We start from the raw sequence: 15,409 nt of genomic DNA, 5'->3' as shown, positions 1-15,409 counted from the left end.
GTGAAACGAGGGGAATCGCGATGCCAACGGTGGGAACCTAGTAGGCTATAGAGAGACAATTCACCGGTCAACAACGAGGAGACAAACGTGTCTTTCGAGACAGTGCAGGACATCGTCCAATTTATTAAGGACGAGGACGTAAAGTTCGTCGATATCCGCTTTACGGACGTCCCAGGCACCGAGCACCACTTTTCCATCCCAGCAGATGAGTTCACCGTAGAAGATGCCGAAAATGGCCTTGCCTTCGACGGCTCCTCAATCCGCGGATTCACCACCATTGATGAGTCCGATATGACCCTGCTGCCGGATCCAGCCACCGCGCATATCGATCCGTTCCGCACGGCCAAGACCCTGAACATCAAATTCTTCGTCCACGACCCATTTACCTTTGAGCCTTTCTCCCGCGACCCGCGCAACATCGCGCGCAAGGCGGAAGAGTACCTGCAGTCCACCGGCATTGCCGATACTTGCAACTTCGGCGCTGAGGCCGAGTTCTACCTCTTTGACTCCGTGCGCTTTGGCACCGACGTCCAGCACGGCTTCTACGAGGTTGACTCCGATGAAGGCTGGTGGAATCGCGATAGCGAGACCAACTTCGACGGCACCCCGAACACCGGCTACAAGACCCGCCTGAAGGGCGGCTACTTCCCCACCGCGCCGTATGACAAGCACGGTGAGGTACGCGACGCCATGGTAGAGAACCTGCAAAAGGTTGGCTTCCAAATCGAGCGCTTCCACCACGAGGTCGGCGCCGGCCAGAATGAGATCAACTACCGCTTCAACTCCATGTTGCACGCGGGCGATGACATTCAGACCTTCAAGTACGTGATTAAGCAGACCGCGGCGCAGTGGGGCAAGACCGCAACCTTCATGCCCAAGCCGCTGGCCGGCGATAATGGTTCCGGTATGCACGCCCACATGTCCCTATGGAAGGACGGCAAGCCTCTCTTCCACGACGAGGCTGGCTACGCAGGCCTTTCCGATATCGCCCGCTACTACATCGGTGGCATCCTCCACCACGCTGGTGCCGTTCTTGCGTTCACCAACCCGACGCTGAACTCCTACCACCGCTTGGTGCCGGGCTTCGAGGCCCCGATTAACTTGGTGTACTCCCAGCGCAACCGCTCGGCTGCCATCCGTATCCCGATTACCGGTTCCAACCCGAAGGCCAAGCGCATCGAGTTCCGCGCACCGGACCCATCCGGCAACCCTTACTTGGGCTTTGCCGCCATGATGATGGCCGGCATCGACGGCGTAAAGAACCGCATCGAGCCGCACGCTCCAGTTGATAAGGACCTCTACGAGCTGCCGCCAGCAGAGGCTGAGTCCATCCCGCAGGCGCCGACCTCCCTCGAGGCTTCCCTGAAGGCCCTGCAGGAGGACATGGACTTCCTCACCGAAGGCGATGTCTTCACCGAAGACCTCATCGAGACCTACATCAACTACAAGTACGAGAACGAGATCAACCCGGTCCGCCTGCGTCCTACCCCGCAGGAATTTGAAATGTACTACGACTGCTAGAGCTGCGCTTGCCGACGCCCCCTCTCGCCACCGGCTTTCCGCCTTCCTAGGCTCCCTAATTGCTGAGTGCCGATTGGGGGCTTTGCAGATCTATGTGCACTTTGGCTTCAGAAGTTTTGCACCCAACATTGACAAGCGTCCTTGGTTCTTGGCGGTGCCCCACTCCTTGTTGTTTGACTATCGCAGCGTTTTCAAATGCATGGCACTTGAGCAAAACCTTGCGCAAATGATTACTAAGATTGCGCATTTTGAGCTATACTTTAGTCAATCGATACCCCCTCCAAGCTTCCCATAGGAACAGCTCAATATGAGAGGGGGGCTTTGCTATTCTGAAGCAATGAACCGCAGGAAGAAGTTCCTTAGCATTGAAGAGCAAGTCAGTTTAATTCAACGCCGTGGGTTAATTCTTCCTTCCGAAAAATCTGCTAAAGATTTCCTTGAGCGTCAAAACTATTACCGCTTTTCGGGCTACATGCGGTACTTCCAAGAAAACTTAGCCGGTGACGAAGCCAAATTCTTTCCTGGCACCCAGTGGGATGAAATAGTTAATATCTACCGGTTGGACTTCGAACTTCGTTCTCTCCTACTCCGCGGGCTCCAAGAAGCAGAGCTTGCAGCCAGGACGGCCTTTGCTCTCAGCGAAGGTGAAATCCATTCTCCTTATGAGAAGTATCTTCAGCCCACTGCGTACCGGCGCCCACCAAATCCGGCCATGCCGCCCACACACGATCTAATTATCAGTGAGCTCAAGCGGTCTAAGGAACCATACCTCCATAAATACCAAAAGGACTCAGGGGCCGACACTGAAAGGTGGGTTTACGATGTTCCAATTTGGGTGGCAGTCGAGGCATTGTCCTTTGGTACGTTGTCGAAAGCAATAAGCTTCCGAAACGATGACAACCGAGTTTACGCAAAGACTTGTTCCATTCTTGGCGTAAAGAAACAATACTTAGCGCGCCAATTGCGCTCTTTTACCTTCGTGAGAAATAAATGCGCTCACTCAGCTCGGTTATGGAACAGTTTCGTTTTGGACCAACCTTCAGTTTCTAGTGCTACGAAACGGCGTGCTGAGAAAGTTTTAGGTCGAAATTATGGCGAGAACTCACTACTGGCAGTAATTGTAGCCCTTGATAACTTTCTCTTTCTTACTAATTCGTGGGTTGGATTTTTGGATGAGTATATAGAGCTGGTCAAACGAACTCCGGCTTTCCACCAAGGTATAGCGAATCCTCATCATTCATAGCCCTCTTGGTGCATGAACACACAATGGTATTCTGGGCCCTTTTCATGCGACCCCGGCCACATATCCTTAAAGTCTTGACCCCTGCCCCTAATTCAGCGCCAGTTGAGAGTTCTCACCAGTAAAAACGACAACAGAATTCTGATAACCCGACCGAAAGAAATTAACATGTGGGTGTGACTGATAGATTCCGCCAACTCCCGGCCCCTGGCCCCGCGTGGGGAGGCAGCCTCATGGGCACCTCCATCGTTTCGCGCCTGCTCGTGGAAGAAGGATTGATGATCTTGGCCGGCATTTTTGCCGCCATCGCGTGCGTCATCTTTGTCGTTCTCACCGCGGGCTTCTTGCGCTACCGCCATCCTAGTTTTGAGCGCACCACTATGGCGGAGTGGTCGATGTTTTTCATCGGAATCTTGGCGCTCGGTGCCGCGCTTTCCGGTCTGACGGATATCCCTACCTTCCGTCTCGTGGGCTTTTGGATCGGTGGTCCGGTTACCGTTATTACGTGGGCTATCCAGCTCACGCGCTTTGATGGCGAACCGAGGTTCACTTGGGGCTTGCCACTGGTCGGCCCTATGATTTCGGCTTCCGTTTCCGGTTGGCTGGCTAATGATTACGGCCCGCTCTACCACGTGATGGGTACGGTATTTTTCTTCATGTCCCTGGTGACGGCGGTGCCCACCTTCGCCCGCGTGTATTGGGCCGCATGGCACGGCAAGGTGGATTTCACCGGCGCGAAATCGGCCACCGCATGGGTTCCGCTAGGCGTGGTGGGCCAGTCCACCACGGCAATGCAGATCCTCTTCCCCGGCCCGGTCTCCATCTATTACGGCGTTACGGCGCTTATTATCGCCATTCCGCTGTCCATCTACGCGATGTTTACCTTCTATCCCAATGTGGCACGGTGGGTTCCGTACTCCCCGGCGTGGTGGTCCTGCACGTTCCCGCCGGGCACTGTGAGCATGGGCGGCCACCAGCTGGCATTGGTCAATGGCTCCGAGCTTATCGACGCCATTGCGCTCACCATCCCCGTCCTCCTCACCGCCCACTGGATGCTGTGCTCCACCCGCTTCCTCAGCTGGGTGTGGGAAGGAAAGAAGGAAACCGGCCCTGAAGAACCACTCATTAAGACGGGGCCAGAAAGGTAATAAGGAGGCTAAGCCACTATGCGAGACGCCAGCTTTGAACGAGGCAAGCGCCGCACACACCGCCGCACGCGTGAGGCCCGACCGCGGCGCGAGCACTGGAGCAGGGAATACGCAATCTATGCGGAAGATTCCTGGGGCATAGATGACTTGGGCCCCGAAGGCGGCGAGAATTCCGTGCGCGCCTATTCCGGTGGACGCGCAGATGGTAACCGTCGCCGGCGCCGCTGATGCATAATAGCTCCCCTATCACCTTCATCGCCTGGGATCGCGCCAACCTGGCTGCGGTGAGAGACGTACTCGCTGGCTTGCAGCGAGGCGGCATCTATCTGCGCCGCGGCCACCTGCTGATGGAGACGTCGTGGCTTGGCTCAGGCGCGCGGGACTTCTACGCCACGGCCTGGCGCTGGGGCGCGCAAGACTGCCCGCTCTTCTATGACTTAGCCCGGCGCGGCAAGCTCTTGCTTACTATCAGCGATACCGTGATTTCCTGCGGCAGCAAAGACGACATTGCCGATGCGCGCGATGGCATTGCACAAGTACTCATCGCCGCCCAGGATCCGCAGCAGTTGTGCGGGCTGCTTGCCGACGCCGCAGAAGACTAGCCCTACAGTCCCGGTTGCTCGCTGCGCTTCATCCAGCCCATGCGCGGGGCAAAACCGCGGGGATGTTTCATCTGCGCTACGGCGTCGGCAATCATGAGGCGGTGGCGGCGCGACACGCTATCGGGAAGCTTTGCCACGGAGAACCACCCTGCCTCGGTATTTTCTTCATCGCTGATGACCGGCTCTGCACCATCTGCTACTGATACGCGCAGCGCCGTTCCCATAAAGGTGCACTCATCACCGTTGGGGTAGGTCACTGGCCCGGACTGCCCCACGCCCAAAAGGGCTTCCACCTTGGCGTCGAGCCCCACTTCCTCTTTGACTTCTCGCAGCGCGGTGGTGGTAATTTCCTCGCCTGGCTCGCAGATTCCTTCCACCGGGGTCCACGCACCGTTATCGGAACGCTTTACTAGGAGCACGGAGGGGACTTCCCAGAGCGCGGCGTCTGCCGGAACATCGCGGATGATGATGGCGCTGCAGGCTGGCACAAAGATCTGATCGTGGCCAATCTTTTCGCGCAGCTGAACAATAAAATCTGGAGTCGGCATGCCACCTAGCGTAGACCAGTGCGGCGCACTTAGGCCATGGGTCCCAAAACCTTTTTAGCGAGAAGCTGGATATCGGTGGCCAACGTGAAAGATAGTTCCATGTCCGTCGGGGTGGTTTGGCAGGTGTGGCCCTCTTCGAGGCGCTGCGTCGTTCCGGAAACCACGCCCACGATGGTTTGTTTTCCTTCTACTTCGCCATACACCGGGCCACCGGAGTCACCATTGGTGCTGCATACGCGCGCCCTAGCGGCAAGCGAATCCCGCTGGAGTCCCTCCGAGTTCAGCTGCGCCATCTCTGCATCGTGGGAAAGCGTGCCGCAGGTCTCATCGGTCATGCGGCCAAGCTTGCACACCTGATGCGGCAGGTGTGCCAGGGAGGTGGCGACGCTATTGTCTACCGCCCCGGGGACGTAGTACTCAGCGCTGCCGGTGATCTCGATAAAGGCCACATCGAGGTCGTGGCTGTCTTCGGAATAGAAATCAGAGTAGATGACCTCGCCAATAGGTTCGGCGGGGTAGCTAAAGTCGCCGTCGGCGGTTCCAGCCCAGACCTTATCGCCGGGTTTGCCGCAATGGGAAGCGGTAACGGCGATCGTGCGGGCGTCGGCAAGCGTAAATGACCATGCCGCGGTACAAGACTGGTAGTTGAAGTAGGCACCCGGCCGCGGTTCATCGCCGGAGAGATCCAAGGCGGTGCCCGGCGCGAGCGGCGCCGTGGCCGGAGAATAGGACTCATTGGGAATGAGGTTTTTGTACGACAGCGCGGAGAAACTCGGTTCTTCCCCACCCCGCACCGGGCTGCAGGCTGCAAGGAACGCGGCCGCGCACACTACAAAGACGCTAGTTGCTCTCCGCGTCCGCATCCCCGGCGTTGTCCTTGTTCTCTTCTTCCGCATCCATCTCCGCCTGGGCTTTGAGATCGCGGATGAATTTTTCCGGATCAAACTCGGTGTAGTGTTCCGGGCCGGCAAAATTTTCTAGGGCCATGGTCTAAACCTCCGTTTTCTGAATCGACGTGGTGATGTAATCCTTGACCGCCGCGGCATCATTAGGCAAGTCCTTGACGTGCCGCTCAGCATCGAGGATGCCAGCAAAGCGCTCGGGCGGCTCAGGGGCAGAGCCGATGGCTTCCGTGATGGTCTCGGCAAACTTCACCGGCAGCGCGGTCTCCAGACACACGATGGGCGTTTCTACGCCCTCGCGCTGTGCGCCACAAGCCACCTTGATGCCGTCGGCCGTGTGCGGATCCGCCAGGTAATCAAAGCGCTCGTGTACGTCCTTGATGGTGGCTAGGCGATCGGCATGGCTGGAGGAACCGGACAGGAAACCATAGTCCTCGCGGGCAGCAGCAATCTTATCGTGGTCGAGGCTAAAGCCGCCCTCTTTCACCTTGGTGCCGAATAGCTCCGCGGTTTCGGCTGCATCGCGGCCGAGCAAGTCGAACGCAAAGCGCTCAAAATTCGAGGCGCGCGAGATATCCATGGACGGCGAAGAGGTTGCCATGGTCTCTGCGGCTGGACGCGGCCGGTAGTTTCCGGTGCGGAAGAACTCATCCAGCACATCATTTTCATTGGTAGCCACGATAAGACGATCAATGGGAAGGCCCATCTGGCGAGCGATGTGGCCGGCACAGATATCGCCAAAGTTACCGGTGGGAACGCTAAAGGAAACTTTCTGATCGGCAGTTTCGGTGACCTTGAGCCAGCAGGAAATGTAGTAGACCACCTGGGCCATCAGCCGTGCCCAGTTAATGGAATTGACCGCGCCAATGCGGTAGGCGGCCTTAAATTCAGCGTCTCCCGATACCGCCTTGACCACATCCTGGCAATCATCGAAAACGCCATCTAGAGCGATGTTGAAGATATTCGGGTCATCCAGCCCAAACATCTGCGCCTGCTGGAAGGCCGTCATTCGGCCGACCGGGGTGAGCATAAAGACGCGAATGCCGTGGCGCCCGCGCATCGCATACTCTGCAGAGGACCCCGTATCGCCGGAAGTGGCGCCCAGAATATTGAGGGTCTCACCGCGGCGGGCGAGCTCGTATTCAAAGAGCTCACCCAAAAGCTGCATGGCCATGTCCTTAAATGCTGCAGTAGGTCCTTCGGATAAATGGCCGATGAAAAGGCCCTCACCTAGTTCGGTGACGGGAACGATTTCCGGGTCCGCAAACTTGGGGCTGGTGTAGGCGCGCGCGGCGATATCCTCGATGTCTTGCGATGGAATATCGTCAATGAAAAGCTTAAGTACCTCGGCCGCAAGCGCCGCGTAGCCTTTGTCCGCTAGGAGCCTGCGCCATGAATTTAAAGTGGCGGAATCTAGCTGTGGGTAGCTCTCAGGCAGGTATAAACCGCCATCGGGGGCAAGCCCGCCGAGGAGAATATCTGTAAAAGATGCGGGCTGACGGGCGGTATCGCGGGTCGAAATGTACTTCACACAAAAGAATCTTAGTAGTTAAGGCGTAAGGTATCAGCCATGTCGCATCCGAATCCCCGAGAAGTCATTACCACTCAGGCTTTAGGCATTTGGGTAGCCGCCATGGCGGTCTACCTCGTAGCGATTACCGGCCGTACCTCTTTTGGTGTGGCCGGTTTGGATGCCATTGAGCGCTTCGATGTCGATGCCGGCCGTATCGCGGTCTTTACCTCTGTGCAGTTGGGCGTGTATGCCCTAGCCCAAATCCCCACCGGCATCTTGATTGATAAATTTGGCCCGCGCCTACTCCTCGTGGTCGGCGCCGTCATTATGGGCATTGGCCAAGTGGTACTGGGCTTTACCACCAGCTATGGCGTAGCCATTGCCGCGCGCGTTCTCATCGGCGCGGGCGATGCCACGGCATTTCTCTCCGTGATGCGCATCCTGCCCTATTGGTTCCCACTGCACCGCACCCCCATGTTCACCCAGGTGACGTCGTCGTTGGGGCAAATGGGTCAGTTCATTTCCGCGGTGCCCTTCCTGTGGTTGCTGGGTGCGGCCGGATGGACCGCTGCCTTCGTTACCCTTGGCGCGGTAGGCATCTTGGTAGCCATCGCCGCCATCGTGGCGGTGGCAGACTCACCAGAAAAGTTGGGCATTATTCCCACGGAGAAGGAACCACCCAACTCGCAGGCCACCAGCATCCCCGCCCGCTTGAAAACGGTATTCCGCTCCCCGGTGGCCTGGCAGGCTTACTTCATCCACTACATCGGCATGCTCCCGCTCATCGTCTTTGTCATGCTCTGGGGCATGCCCATGATGACCCAAGGCATGGAGATGTCCAAGGCCAAGTCCAGCCTGGTTCTCACCTTGCTGGCGGTATTCTTGGTCATCGTCGGCCCCTTGCACGGCAAAATTTCCTCCCGCGCGCAGCATGTCCGCCCGTGGCTTAGCCTCGGGTTCGTAGCAATTCACGTACTGACCTGGCTGATTTTCTTTACCTTTGGGACCGACAGCGGTGTGGTCGCAATTTTGGTGGTGTCCTTCGTTACCGCGCTGTGCACGCCGACGGCTAACTATGGCTTCGATATCGTGCGTGAGCGCATGGACCGCTCGGTGGTGGCCACAGCCACGGGCTTGGGAAATATGGGCGGGTTTACCTCCGGCATGTTGGGCGCGCAGCTCTTCGGAATGGTGTTGGACCACTCCTCCGACGCCCCTGATTACTCCATGCCGGATTTCACTGCCGCGGCGGCTGCGGTGCTAGCCGTTTGGGTAGTAGGCATGATTGGTGTGGTCATCACCCACTTCCTTCGCCGTCGCGCGGGCGAAGACGGGCCTTCTGTCACCATCGTGGAGGTTTCCTAGAAACTCTCGGTTGATTACTCTGGGTTGAGGATAAAGCGAATGGTCCCCTCGGGGTCCGCCAAAAGTTCCCGGGTCGCCGCCACGGCTTCCGCTTCGTCGAAGGCGATGCGCTCAAAGCCAGTATCGTTGAGCTCCACAATGTCCGCACCAGGGCAGGCCAGAAGAATCGGCGAGTGCGTGGCAATAATGACCTGTGCGCCGCGGTCAACCGCTTGGGCGATTTCCCCTACGAGGGCCAGTTGCCGGATAACGGACATCCCAGATTCTGGCTCATCCAGGATGTACACACCTTGGCCATTAATGTGCTCATAGAGCAGGTCAAAGACGGATTGCCCGTGCGAGCGGCGGGACAAATCCACGTTCTGAGAAAGAGTCGAACGGCCGCCCCGTTCGGCCGCTGAATCCCCACGCTCAATCAAGTACTCGTGCTTTTCGGCGCGCAGGAAATAGGCACGCTGGATCACTTCCTCCGTATCGCAGCGAATGGGGCTGCGAGGAACGATTTCATCTGGGTCATCCATGCGGCCGCCCGCAGGTGAACAGCCCAAATCACTAGCTACGCCAGCGAGCAAGCTCGATTTGCCAATGCCGTTTTCACCTACGAAGACGGTGACAGGGCTTCGCAGCTTGAAGCTGCCCAAATCAACTAAGTAGTCGAAGACGGGCAGCTCGGCGCGGTAGTCATCGGGCTTAAACTTCAGGCTTAGGGCATCAACCAGCATGGGCCCTAGGTTAATTCAGTTCATCGAGTACGCGCAGCGCATCTTCTTGCGCTGCCGCCGCGCCAAAGTTTTTCAGGTGGTCGCCTAAGTCGCCGGCCGGAACTGATTGGGCGATGGTATCGGCCGGCACGGTATTGACAGCATAGGCCACCCCTACCCCGCCGGTGATGGGGATGGCAATGGCGGCGAGTACTCCCGCCGCGGTCGACAGCGTGGTCTTGAAAGTCATAGTCTCCTCCAGAGGCTTCGGCACCGAGCACCGTGCCCGTTACCAATTTGTGATGTTTTACCTTAGGAAGAATTACTGCCAAGGCCATGCCGCCTAGCTGCGGGTTGCCTGAATTTTCGCGCCCAGTTCGCGAGGAAATAAAGGGCTAGTTTGCCGGGTAGCTCTCGGCTACGATGCCATCGCTAGCCGGCATCACAAGGCCTCGCTCAAATGCTACGAGGACTGCCTTTTCATCGGATTCGCTGATGTCACCAGACTCCACCGCACTGTTGAGCTCGCGCTCGAGGTAGACGCGCACATCGGATTTGCCGTTTTCAGTCTGGGTAATATCCCGCGGGACGGAATTGAGCGGGATGCCCAGCGCCTTCGCCAAGGAGGTCACGCGGTTGGCGTCGGTGGAATCATCGCCTTTGATAGCACCATTGACCTGTGCGGGCATGTCTTCTTGGACTACGCCACCAGCCACGGCCTCGCCCACCGTCTTCGTCCCCTTGGGGGGATTATCGCGGTTGGTGGCCCACACCCCGACAGCGATGGCCACGATGACGGCCACGGCTACAAAGGCCCACAGGTAGATGAGCTTATGTCGATACACTCCGCTGATTTTAGCCATGGTAACCAGCGCTATCGCCGAAGGAACCGTAGTCATTGCCGCGAGGGTTCTCGCCGCGATCATTGAGGGCGTCGATGATGGAGCGGATGGTGGCCTCCCCTATGCGGTCGGCGCGCCCCCACGAGCGAGGGGCCTGGCGAGAATTGTGTGGTGCTGATTCTGGGCGCGGCGGCGCTGGCTTGTCCTCCCGGGGCGTGGAGACCTCGATGGTCAAGGTGGTGCCATCAAGGTGGAGGGCGTCACCATCGCGCACGCCCGCGGCACGCGCTGCAGAAAGCAGCGCGGATAGTTCGCTCACCGTGGCGTTGTCCACATCGAGTTGCAGCTTAAAAGACATAACTAGCCAGTCCTTTCTTGTTCCCATCCCACTTTAGAGCCCGAAAGTGCAAAAAGTAAGGCCGTGGTGCGCGCATCGGGGACTTTCAAGGCTAACTCTAAGAATGCTCGAAGGATTCCTCCTCGCCCCAGAAGACCTCATCTACAACCTTCCGGGCATGGCGGGTAAGTTTCAGATAGTTTTCTAGAAACCCTTGGTTATCCTCCGGCGGCCAGCCAGCGGCACCGGCTACTTGGGCCAGCTGCGGACCGGGCCCGGGCAACTGGTCGACGCGCTTGCCGCGCACGAGCACCAGTGCATTGCGGGCGTCGGTAGCCATAAGCCAGGCTTCGCGCAGGTCCGAGACCTGCTCGGCAGAGAGGATTGCGTTTTCCTCCAAGGCGTCGAGCACGCGCAGTGTGGACGGATCGTGCAGTTGGGCATACTCGTGAGCATGCATCATGGTCAGGAGCTGTACGGTCCATTCAATATCTGAGAGCGCACCGCGCCCCAGCTTGGTATGAGTATTGCGGTCCGCGCCGCGCGGCAGGCGCTCATTGTCCACGCGCGCCTTCATGCGCCGGATATCGCGAATGGTCGAGGCGCTCGCGCCGCCTTCAGGGTAGCGGAAGCTATCGACCATGGACATAAATCGCTCGCCTACTTCCCTATCGCCAGCCACGAAGGCCGCGCGCAACAAAGCCTGCAGCTCCCAAGATTCGCCCCACTCGCGGTAGTAACGCTCATAGGAGGAGATGGTGCGTGCCACCGCACCAGAGCGGCCCTCTGGGCGTAGGCCCAAATCGACGTCCAGTGGCGGGTCGCCCGAAGGCTTAGACAGGCGGCGCCGAAGCTTATCGACGATCCCGATGGCCCACTTCACGGCTTCCCCTTCCGCACCAGAGTCACCGGCCGGTTCGCTAGGTTCTGCTACGACGAGCACATCCGCATCTGAGCCAAATCCCAGCTCCATGCCTCCCAAACGGCCCATGCCAATGACGGCGATGCGCGCTGGCGGCTCAGCGTCCTCGTTAGCCAGGCGCCACGCACGCACCTCGGCGCGAAGTGCAGCCTCAAGGACAGCATCCCAAATTGTGGAAAGCTCGTGACACACCTGCTTGACCGGCATGAAGCCCAGCAAATCCGCACTGGCGATGCGGGCCAGCTCGACTCGGCGCAACGAGCGCGCCACCGCCACCGCTTTATCCGGGTCGGCGTGGCGCTTGCTGGAATTGACCAGCGCCTTGGAAACCTGTTCGGGCTTGGTTTCTAGCAGTTTGGGGCCAGTGGCGCCGTCGGAAAGCTGCTTAACCGAATCCGGCGCGCTAATAATCAGATCAGAAGTAAACGGCGAGGTACCCAAAATGTGCATGAGCCGCTGGCCCACAATTCCTTCATCGCGCAGCATGCGCAAGAACCATGACCTATCGTTCGCGGCCTCCGAGAGCTTGCGATAGTTCAACAGACCCATATCGGGGTCTGCGGTATCAGCCAGCCATTCCATCAAGGTAGGCAGCAAAATCGCCTGGATGCGTGCCTTGCGCGAGGTTCCCGCCGCCAAGGAGGTCAGGTGCTCGAATGCGCGGTCGGGGTGGTTATAGCCCAACGCGGCCAGCTGCAGCTTGGCGGCCTCCGGCGAAAGCTTGAGCTCATCGGCGGACATGGTGACCACGGAATTAAGCAGCGGCCGGTAGAATAGGCGCGAGTGCAGCTCGGAGATCCGCAGACGGATTCGGCGCAGGTGCGATAGCATGCGCTCGGCCGCCGACTTGGTGCCCTGCGGATAAAAGCCGGCGATGCGCGCCAGCCACTTCATCCCCTCTTCATCGTCCTTTTCCGGCAGCGTGTGCGTGCGGCGGAAGCGCTCCAATTGCAGACGGTGCTCAAGCAGGCGCAAAAACTCATAGGCTTCAATGAGCTGGGTGCCGTCCTCCCGGCCGACGTACCCCGCTGAAATCAGCGCTTCCAGCGCCTCCACCGTGGAAAGCGCGCGCAGCGTCTCATCAGAGCGACCATGCACCAACTGCAAGAGCTGGACAGCAAATTCGATATCGCGCAGGCCGCCCACGCCTAGCTTCAGCTCGCGGTGTTTGAGCTCTGCGGGAACATTGGCCAGCACACGGCGGCGCATGGCCTGTACGTCCTCAACAAAAGACTCGCGCTGCGACGCCGTCCACACCATCGGGCGAATCTGGTCCAAATAGTCCTGGCCTAGTGGGAGGTAGCCCGTCATAGCGCGCGCTTTAAGGAGCGCCTGGAATTCCCACGTCTCCGCCCATCGCTTGTAGTAGGCCACGTGGGATTCCAAAGTGCGCACCAACGCACCCGACTTTCCCTCCGGGCGCAGGTTGGCATCCACCTCGAAAAAGGTGGTGGATCCAATGCGATTAAACTCCGCCGCCAGCCGCGTGGCCCTAGGGGTTGCCTCGCTGCCAACGAAGATGACGTCCACATCGGAGATATAGTTCAGCTCGCCTGCGCCACACTTGCCCATTGCCATGACTGCCAGTTGTGCATCCAAGGGGTCATCACCGTAGATGGTGCGCACGCTGCAGGCAAGGGAGGCGGTTAGGGCGGCGTCGGCAAGCGCGGTGGTCAGCGCCGTAATCTGGCGGAATCCTACCTCCGGCTGCAGCCTGGACTGGCCCTTGCGCGAATGGAAGGTGCCCGCCACATCGCAGGCGGCAATGCGCATCATCAAAGTGCGGTAGGTCGTGCGCAGCGCCTTCTTATGCTCACCCTCGCCAGCGCGGTAAGTGCCCGCCGCACTCAAGTCCTCGCGCGCCGGATCGGGCCGGTCCAAGTCCTGAGCAAAGTCCGCAGGCTGGGCATCGACGGCCCCAAGCAAGCTTTGCAGCATCTCTTCGGGCTGCGGAAGGGGTTTTTCTAATTCTCGCCACAGTTCAGGGTGTGCCGCGAGGTGATCGCCAAAGGCGGTCGACGCCCCCAGCAAGGCGAAGAGGCGCACACGCAAAGTTTCATTGGACCGCACGGCATCATCTAGCTCTGGGGCTTGTTCATAGATGCGGATCAGATTATTGAGAGCCAGGTCTGGATCCCCCACGGCAGCGAGGGTCCACAACAGATCGGCTGATTCCGGATTCTTCCACCCCAGCTGCTCAATATCCTGCGCAGCATGCGGGCGGGTAAGACCTAGTGTGGCCGGTGAAGGCACAGCAGCAGGACGCATTTTTCTCCTAGAAATTCAGGTTATTGCGCAGCTCAAAGGTGGTGATTTGGCTCTGATAGTGATGCCACTCATCCCACTTGGAGCGCAGGAAGAATTCAAAGACATGCTCGCCCAGGACTTCTGCCATGAACTCGGATTTTTCAAATTCTCGCAAGGCCTGATCCAGGCTGGTGGGTAGATCCTTATAGCCCATTGCCCGGCGCTCGCGGCGGGTGAGCTGGTGGACATCGTCTTCGGCCGGTTCATCGAGCTCGTAGCCCTCGCGGATGCCTCGCAGGCCTGCTGCTAGTAGCACCGCATAGCCCAGGTAGGGGTTCATCGAGGCATCAATGGAGCGGATTTCTACCCGGCGCGATTCTTCCTTGGTAAGCCGGTAGGTGGGAACGCGGACCAGCGCGGAGCGATTCGATACTCCCCAGGTGGCTGCGCCCGGCGCCTCGTTGCCGAACATCAGGCGCTTATAAGAATTGGTCCATTGATTCACAATCGCGGACATCTCCGTAGAGTGCTCCAAGATGCCGGCGATGAACTGGCGGCCGGTCTGGGACAAAGAGAATTCATCATCCGGATCGTGGAAAGCATTGGATTGGCCTTCAAAAAGGCTCAAGTGGGTGTGCATGCCAGAGCCCGGCAGGTGCTCGAAGGGCTTGGGCATAAAGGTGGCGCGCACGTTGGAGTTGGTGGCCACCTGCTTGATCACGTGACGGAAGGTCATGATGTTATCGGCCATGGTGAGCACGTCCGCATGGCGCAGATCAATTTCTTGCTGGCCCGGCGCGGTTTCGTGGTGGCTAAACTCCGTGGCGATTCCCAGCGATTCCAGCGCTAGCATTGCCTTCCTGCGGAAAAGCGGGGCGGTATCGTGCGTTGCTTGGTCGAAGTAACCGCCATTATCCGTCGGTACCAAGTCTGTGAGTTCGCGGCCGCGCTCGAAAAGATAGAACTCGATTTCAGGCGAAGCCATGCAGGTAAATCCATCGTTGGCGGCCTCGGTGACCTGGCGGCGCAGGATATGGCGCGGGTCCACCATGGAGGGCTGGCCGTCTGGCTGTGCGATATCGCAAAACATGCGGGCCGATTGCAGGTCCGGCTCATCCATATCAAAGGGCAGAATCTGGAAGGTGGAGGGATCTGGCAGGGCGATGGTGTCAGACTCAGAAATGCGAGAAAAGCCCTCTACGGAAGAACCATCAAAGCCAACACCTTCTTCAAAGGCCGATTCCAATTCGGACGGGCTCATGACCACGGATTTAAGGGCGCCCAGAATATCCGTAAACCACAGGCGGATAAAGCGGATATCGCGTTCCTCAACGGTGCGCAAGACAAATTCGTGTTGGCTATTCATGCTTTAGACCTTACCGGCTCTCCCCCGAGGGATGTGCAGTTCATGCGACAGTTTTTCCGGGGCGAAATGTGCAGGTCGCAAGAGTATCTAGGGGGTGGCCAGTGGGGGATTTTCCGGCAGGAGCCAGCTCCAGCGCATGCTTTGCTAAGTGGGCA

Annotated in this window: 16 protein-coding genes; 6 read left to right on the top strand and 10 right to left on the bottom strand. The window is 58.6% G+C overall.

Annotation, left to right across the window (positions count from 1 at the left end; translation table 11 throughout):
* The first annotated feature begins 87 nt into the window (after positions 1-87).
* From glnA to QP909_RS00345, 5 genes are all read left to right on the top strand, one after another.
* Complete coding sequence (gene glnA / locus QP909_RS00365; protein ID WP_284765733.1) at positions 88-1,521, top strand: type I glutamate--ammonia ligase; 1,434 nt, start codon at positions 88-90, stop codon at positions 1,519-1,521.
* Between the two features lie 337 nt (positions 1,522-1,858).
* Positions 1,859-2,764 carry an Abi family protein gene (locus tag QP909_RS00360; protein ID WP_284765732.1) on the top strand — a complete coding sequence of 302 codons (906 nt, stop codon included), beginning with the start codon at positions 1,859-1,861 and terminating at the stop codon, positions 2,762-2,764.
* A 173-nt stretch (positions 2,765-2,937) separates the two neighbouring features.
* A complete protein-coding gene (locus tag QP909_RS00355; protein ID WP_284765731.1) occupies positions 2,938-3,909 on the top strand; it encodes a TDT family transporter in 972 nt (323 codons plus the stop codon).
* An 18-nt stretch (positions 3,910-3,927) separates the two neighbouring features.
* Positions 3,928-4,137: a hypothetical protein gene (locus QP909_RS00350; RefSeq protein ID WP_284765729.1), complete on the top strand. Its 210-nt coding sequence runs from the start codon at positions 3,928-3,930 to the stop codon at positions 4,135-4,137.
* Entirely contained in the window at positions 4,137-4,511 is a 375-nt protein-coding gene (locus tag QP909_RS00345) for a hypothetical protein (protein ID WP_284765728.1), read from the top strand. The genes QP909_RS00350 and QP909_RS00345 overlap by 1 nt, the downstream gene beginning before the upstream one ends.
* A 2-nt stretch (positions 4,512-4,513) precedes the next feature.
* Here QP909_RS00345 and QP909_RS00340 read toward each other — a convergent pair whose 3' ends face one another.
* The 4 genes from QP909_RS00340 to thrC are packed head-to-tail and all read right to left on the bottom strand — an operon-like array spanning position 4,514 to position 7,492.
* Positions 4,514-5,059, bottom strand: coding sequence for an NUDIX hydrolase (locus QP909_RS00340; RefSeq protein WP_284765727.1), 546 nt, complete (start codon positions 5,057-5,059; stop codon positions 4,514-4,516).
* 29 nt (positions 5,060-5,088) lie between these two features.
* Entirely contained in the window at positions 5,089-5,889 is an 801-nt protein-coding gene (locus QP909_RS00335; protein ID WP_284765726.1) for a trypsin-like serine protease, read from the bottom strand.
* A 10-nt stretch (positions 5,890-5,899) separates the two neighbouring features.
* Entirely contained in the window at positions 5,900-6,046 is a 147-nt protein-coding gene (locus QP909_RS00330; protein ID WP_204608261.1) for a hypothetical protein, read from the bottom strand.
* A 3-nt stretch (positions 6,047-6,049) separates the two neighbouring features.
* Positions 6,050-7,492 (bottom strand): threonine synthase, encoded by a 1,443-nt coding sequence (gene thrC, locus QP909_RS00325; RefSeq protein WP_284765725.1) that lies wholly within the window; start codon positions 7,490-7,492, stop codon positions 6,050-6,052.
* Between the two features lie 39 nt (positions 7,493-7,531).
* Between thrC and QP909_RS00320 the strand changes: the two genes are divergently transcribed.
* Positions 7,532-8,839: an MFS transporter gene (locus QP909_RS00320; RefSeq protein WP_284765724.1), complete on the top strand. Its 1,308-nt coding sequence runs from the start codon at positions 7,532-7,534 to the stop codon at positions 8,837-8,839.
* 14 nt (positions 8,840-8,853) lie between these two features.
* Here QP909_RS00320 and QP909_RS00315 read toward each other — a convergent pair whose 3' ends face one another.
* From QP909_RS00315 to QP909_RS00290, 6 genes are all read right to left on the bottom strand, one after another.
* Positions 8,854-9,561, bottom strand: coding sequence for an AAA family ATPase (locus tag QP909_RS00315; RefSeq protein WP_284765723.1), 708 nt, complete (start codon positions 9,559-9,561; stop codon positions 8,854-8,856).
* 10 nt (positions 9,562-9,571) lie between these two features.
* Complete coding sequence (locus tag QP909_RS00310; RefSeq protein WP_284765722.1) at positions 9,572-9,790, bottom strand: hypothetical protein; 219 nt, start codon at positions 9,788-9,790, stop codon at positions 9,572-9,574.
* Positions 9,791-9,935: 145 nt separating this feature from the next.
* Positions 9,936-10,385 carry a hypothetical protein gene (locus QP909_RS00305; RefSeq protein WP_239279126.1) on the bottom strand — a complete coding sequence of 150 codons (450 nt, stop codon included), beginning with the start codon at positions 10,383-10,385 and terminating at the stop codon, positions 9,936-9,938.
* A gap of 10 nt (positions 10,386-10,395) precedes the next feature.
* Complete coding sequence (locus tag QP909_RS00300) at positions 10,396-10,740, bottom strand: Cgl2226 family protein (RefSeq protein ID WP_284765721.1); 345 nt, start codon at positions 10,738-10,740, stop codon at positions 10,396-10,398.
* Between the two features lie 97 nt (positions 10,741-10,837).
* Positions 10,838-13,909: a bifunctional [glutamine synthetase] adenylyltransferase/[glutamine synthetase]-adenylyl-L-tyrosine phosphorylase gene (locus tag QP909_RS00295; protein ID WP_284765720.1), complete on the bottom strand. Its 3,072-nt coding sequence runs from the start codon at positions 13,907-13,909 to the stop codon at positions 10,838-10,840.
* 7 nt (positions 13,910-13,916) lie between these two features.
* Positions 13,917-15,254 carry a glutamine synthetase family protein gene (locus tag QP909_RS00290; RefSeq protein WP_225746672.1) on the bottom strand — a complete coding sequence of 446 codons (1,338 nt, stop codon included), beginning with the start codon at positions 15,252-15,254 and terminating at the stop codon, positions 13,917-13,919.
* Between the last annotated feature and the right edge of the window lie 155 nt (positions 15,255-15,409).

This window comes from Corynebacterium sp. MSK195 (assembly GCF_030228885.1).
Lineage (GTDB): Bacteria > Actinomycetota > Actinomycetes > Mycobacteriales > Mycobacteriaceae > Corynebacterium.
Note: the sequence above shows the minus strand (reverse complement) of the source record. Positions and strands in the feature narration are given on the sequence as shown.

Bases quoted from the DNA above. Each gene is read 5' to 3' on its own strand.
- QP909_RS00360 (WP_284765732.1), top strand. From the start codon at position 1,859: ATGAACCGCAGGAAGAAGTTCCTTAGCATTGAAGAGCAAGTCAGTTTA.
- QP909_RS00350 (WP_284765729.1), top strand. From the start codon at position 3,928: ATGCGAGACGCCAGCTTTGAACGAGGCAAGCGCCGCACACACCGCCGC.
- QP909_RS00345 (WP_284765728.1), top strand. From the start codon at position 4,137: ATGCATAATAGCTCCCCTATCACCTTCATCGCCTGGGATCGCGCCAAC.
- QP909_RS00340 (WP_284765727.1), bottom strand. From the start codon at position 5,059: ATGCCGACTCCAGATTTTATTGTTCAGCTGCGCGAAAAGATTGGCCAC.
- QP909_RS00330 (WP_204608261.1), bottom strand. From the start codon at position 6,046: ATGGCCCTAGAAAATTTTGCCGGCCCGGAACACTACACCGAGTTTGAT.
- QP909_RS00320 (WP_284765724.1), top strand. From the start codon at position 7,532: ATGTCGCATCCGAATCCCCGAGAAGTCATTACCACTCAGGCTTTAGGC.
- QP909_RS00315 (WP_284765723.1), bottom strand. From the start codon at position 9,561: ATGCTGGTTGATGCCCTAAGCCTGAAGTTTAAGCCCGATGACTACCGC.
- QP909_RS00310 (WP_284765722.1), bottom strand. From the start codon at position 9,790: ATGACTTTCAAGACCACGCTGTCGACCGCGGCGGGAGTACTCGCCGCC.
- QP909_RS00300 (WP_284765721.1), bottom strand. From the start codon at position 10,740: ATGTCTTTTAAGCTGCAACTCGATGTGGACAACGCCACGGTGAGCGAA.
- QP909_RS00295 (WP_284765720.1), bottom strand. From the start codon at position 13,909: ATGCGTCCTGCTGCTGTGCCTTCACCGGCCACACTAGGTCTTACCCGC.
- QP909_RS00290 (WP_225746672.1), bottom strand. From the start codon at position 15,254: ATGAATAGCCAACACGAATTTGTCTTGCGCACCGTTGAGGAACGCGAT.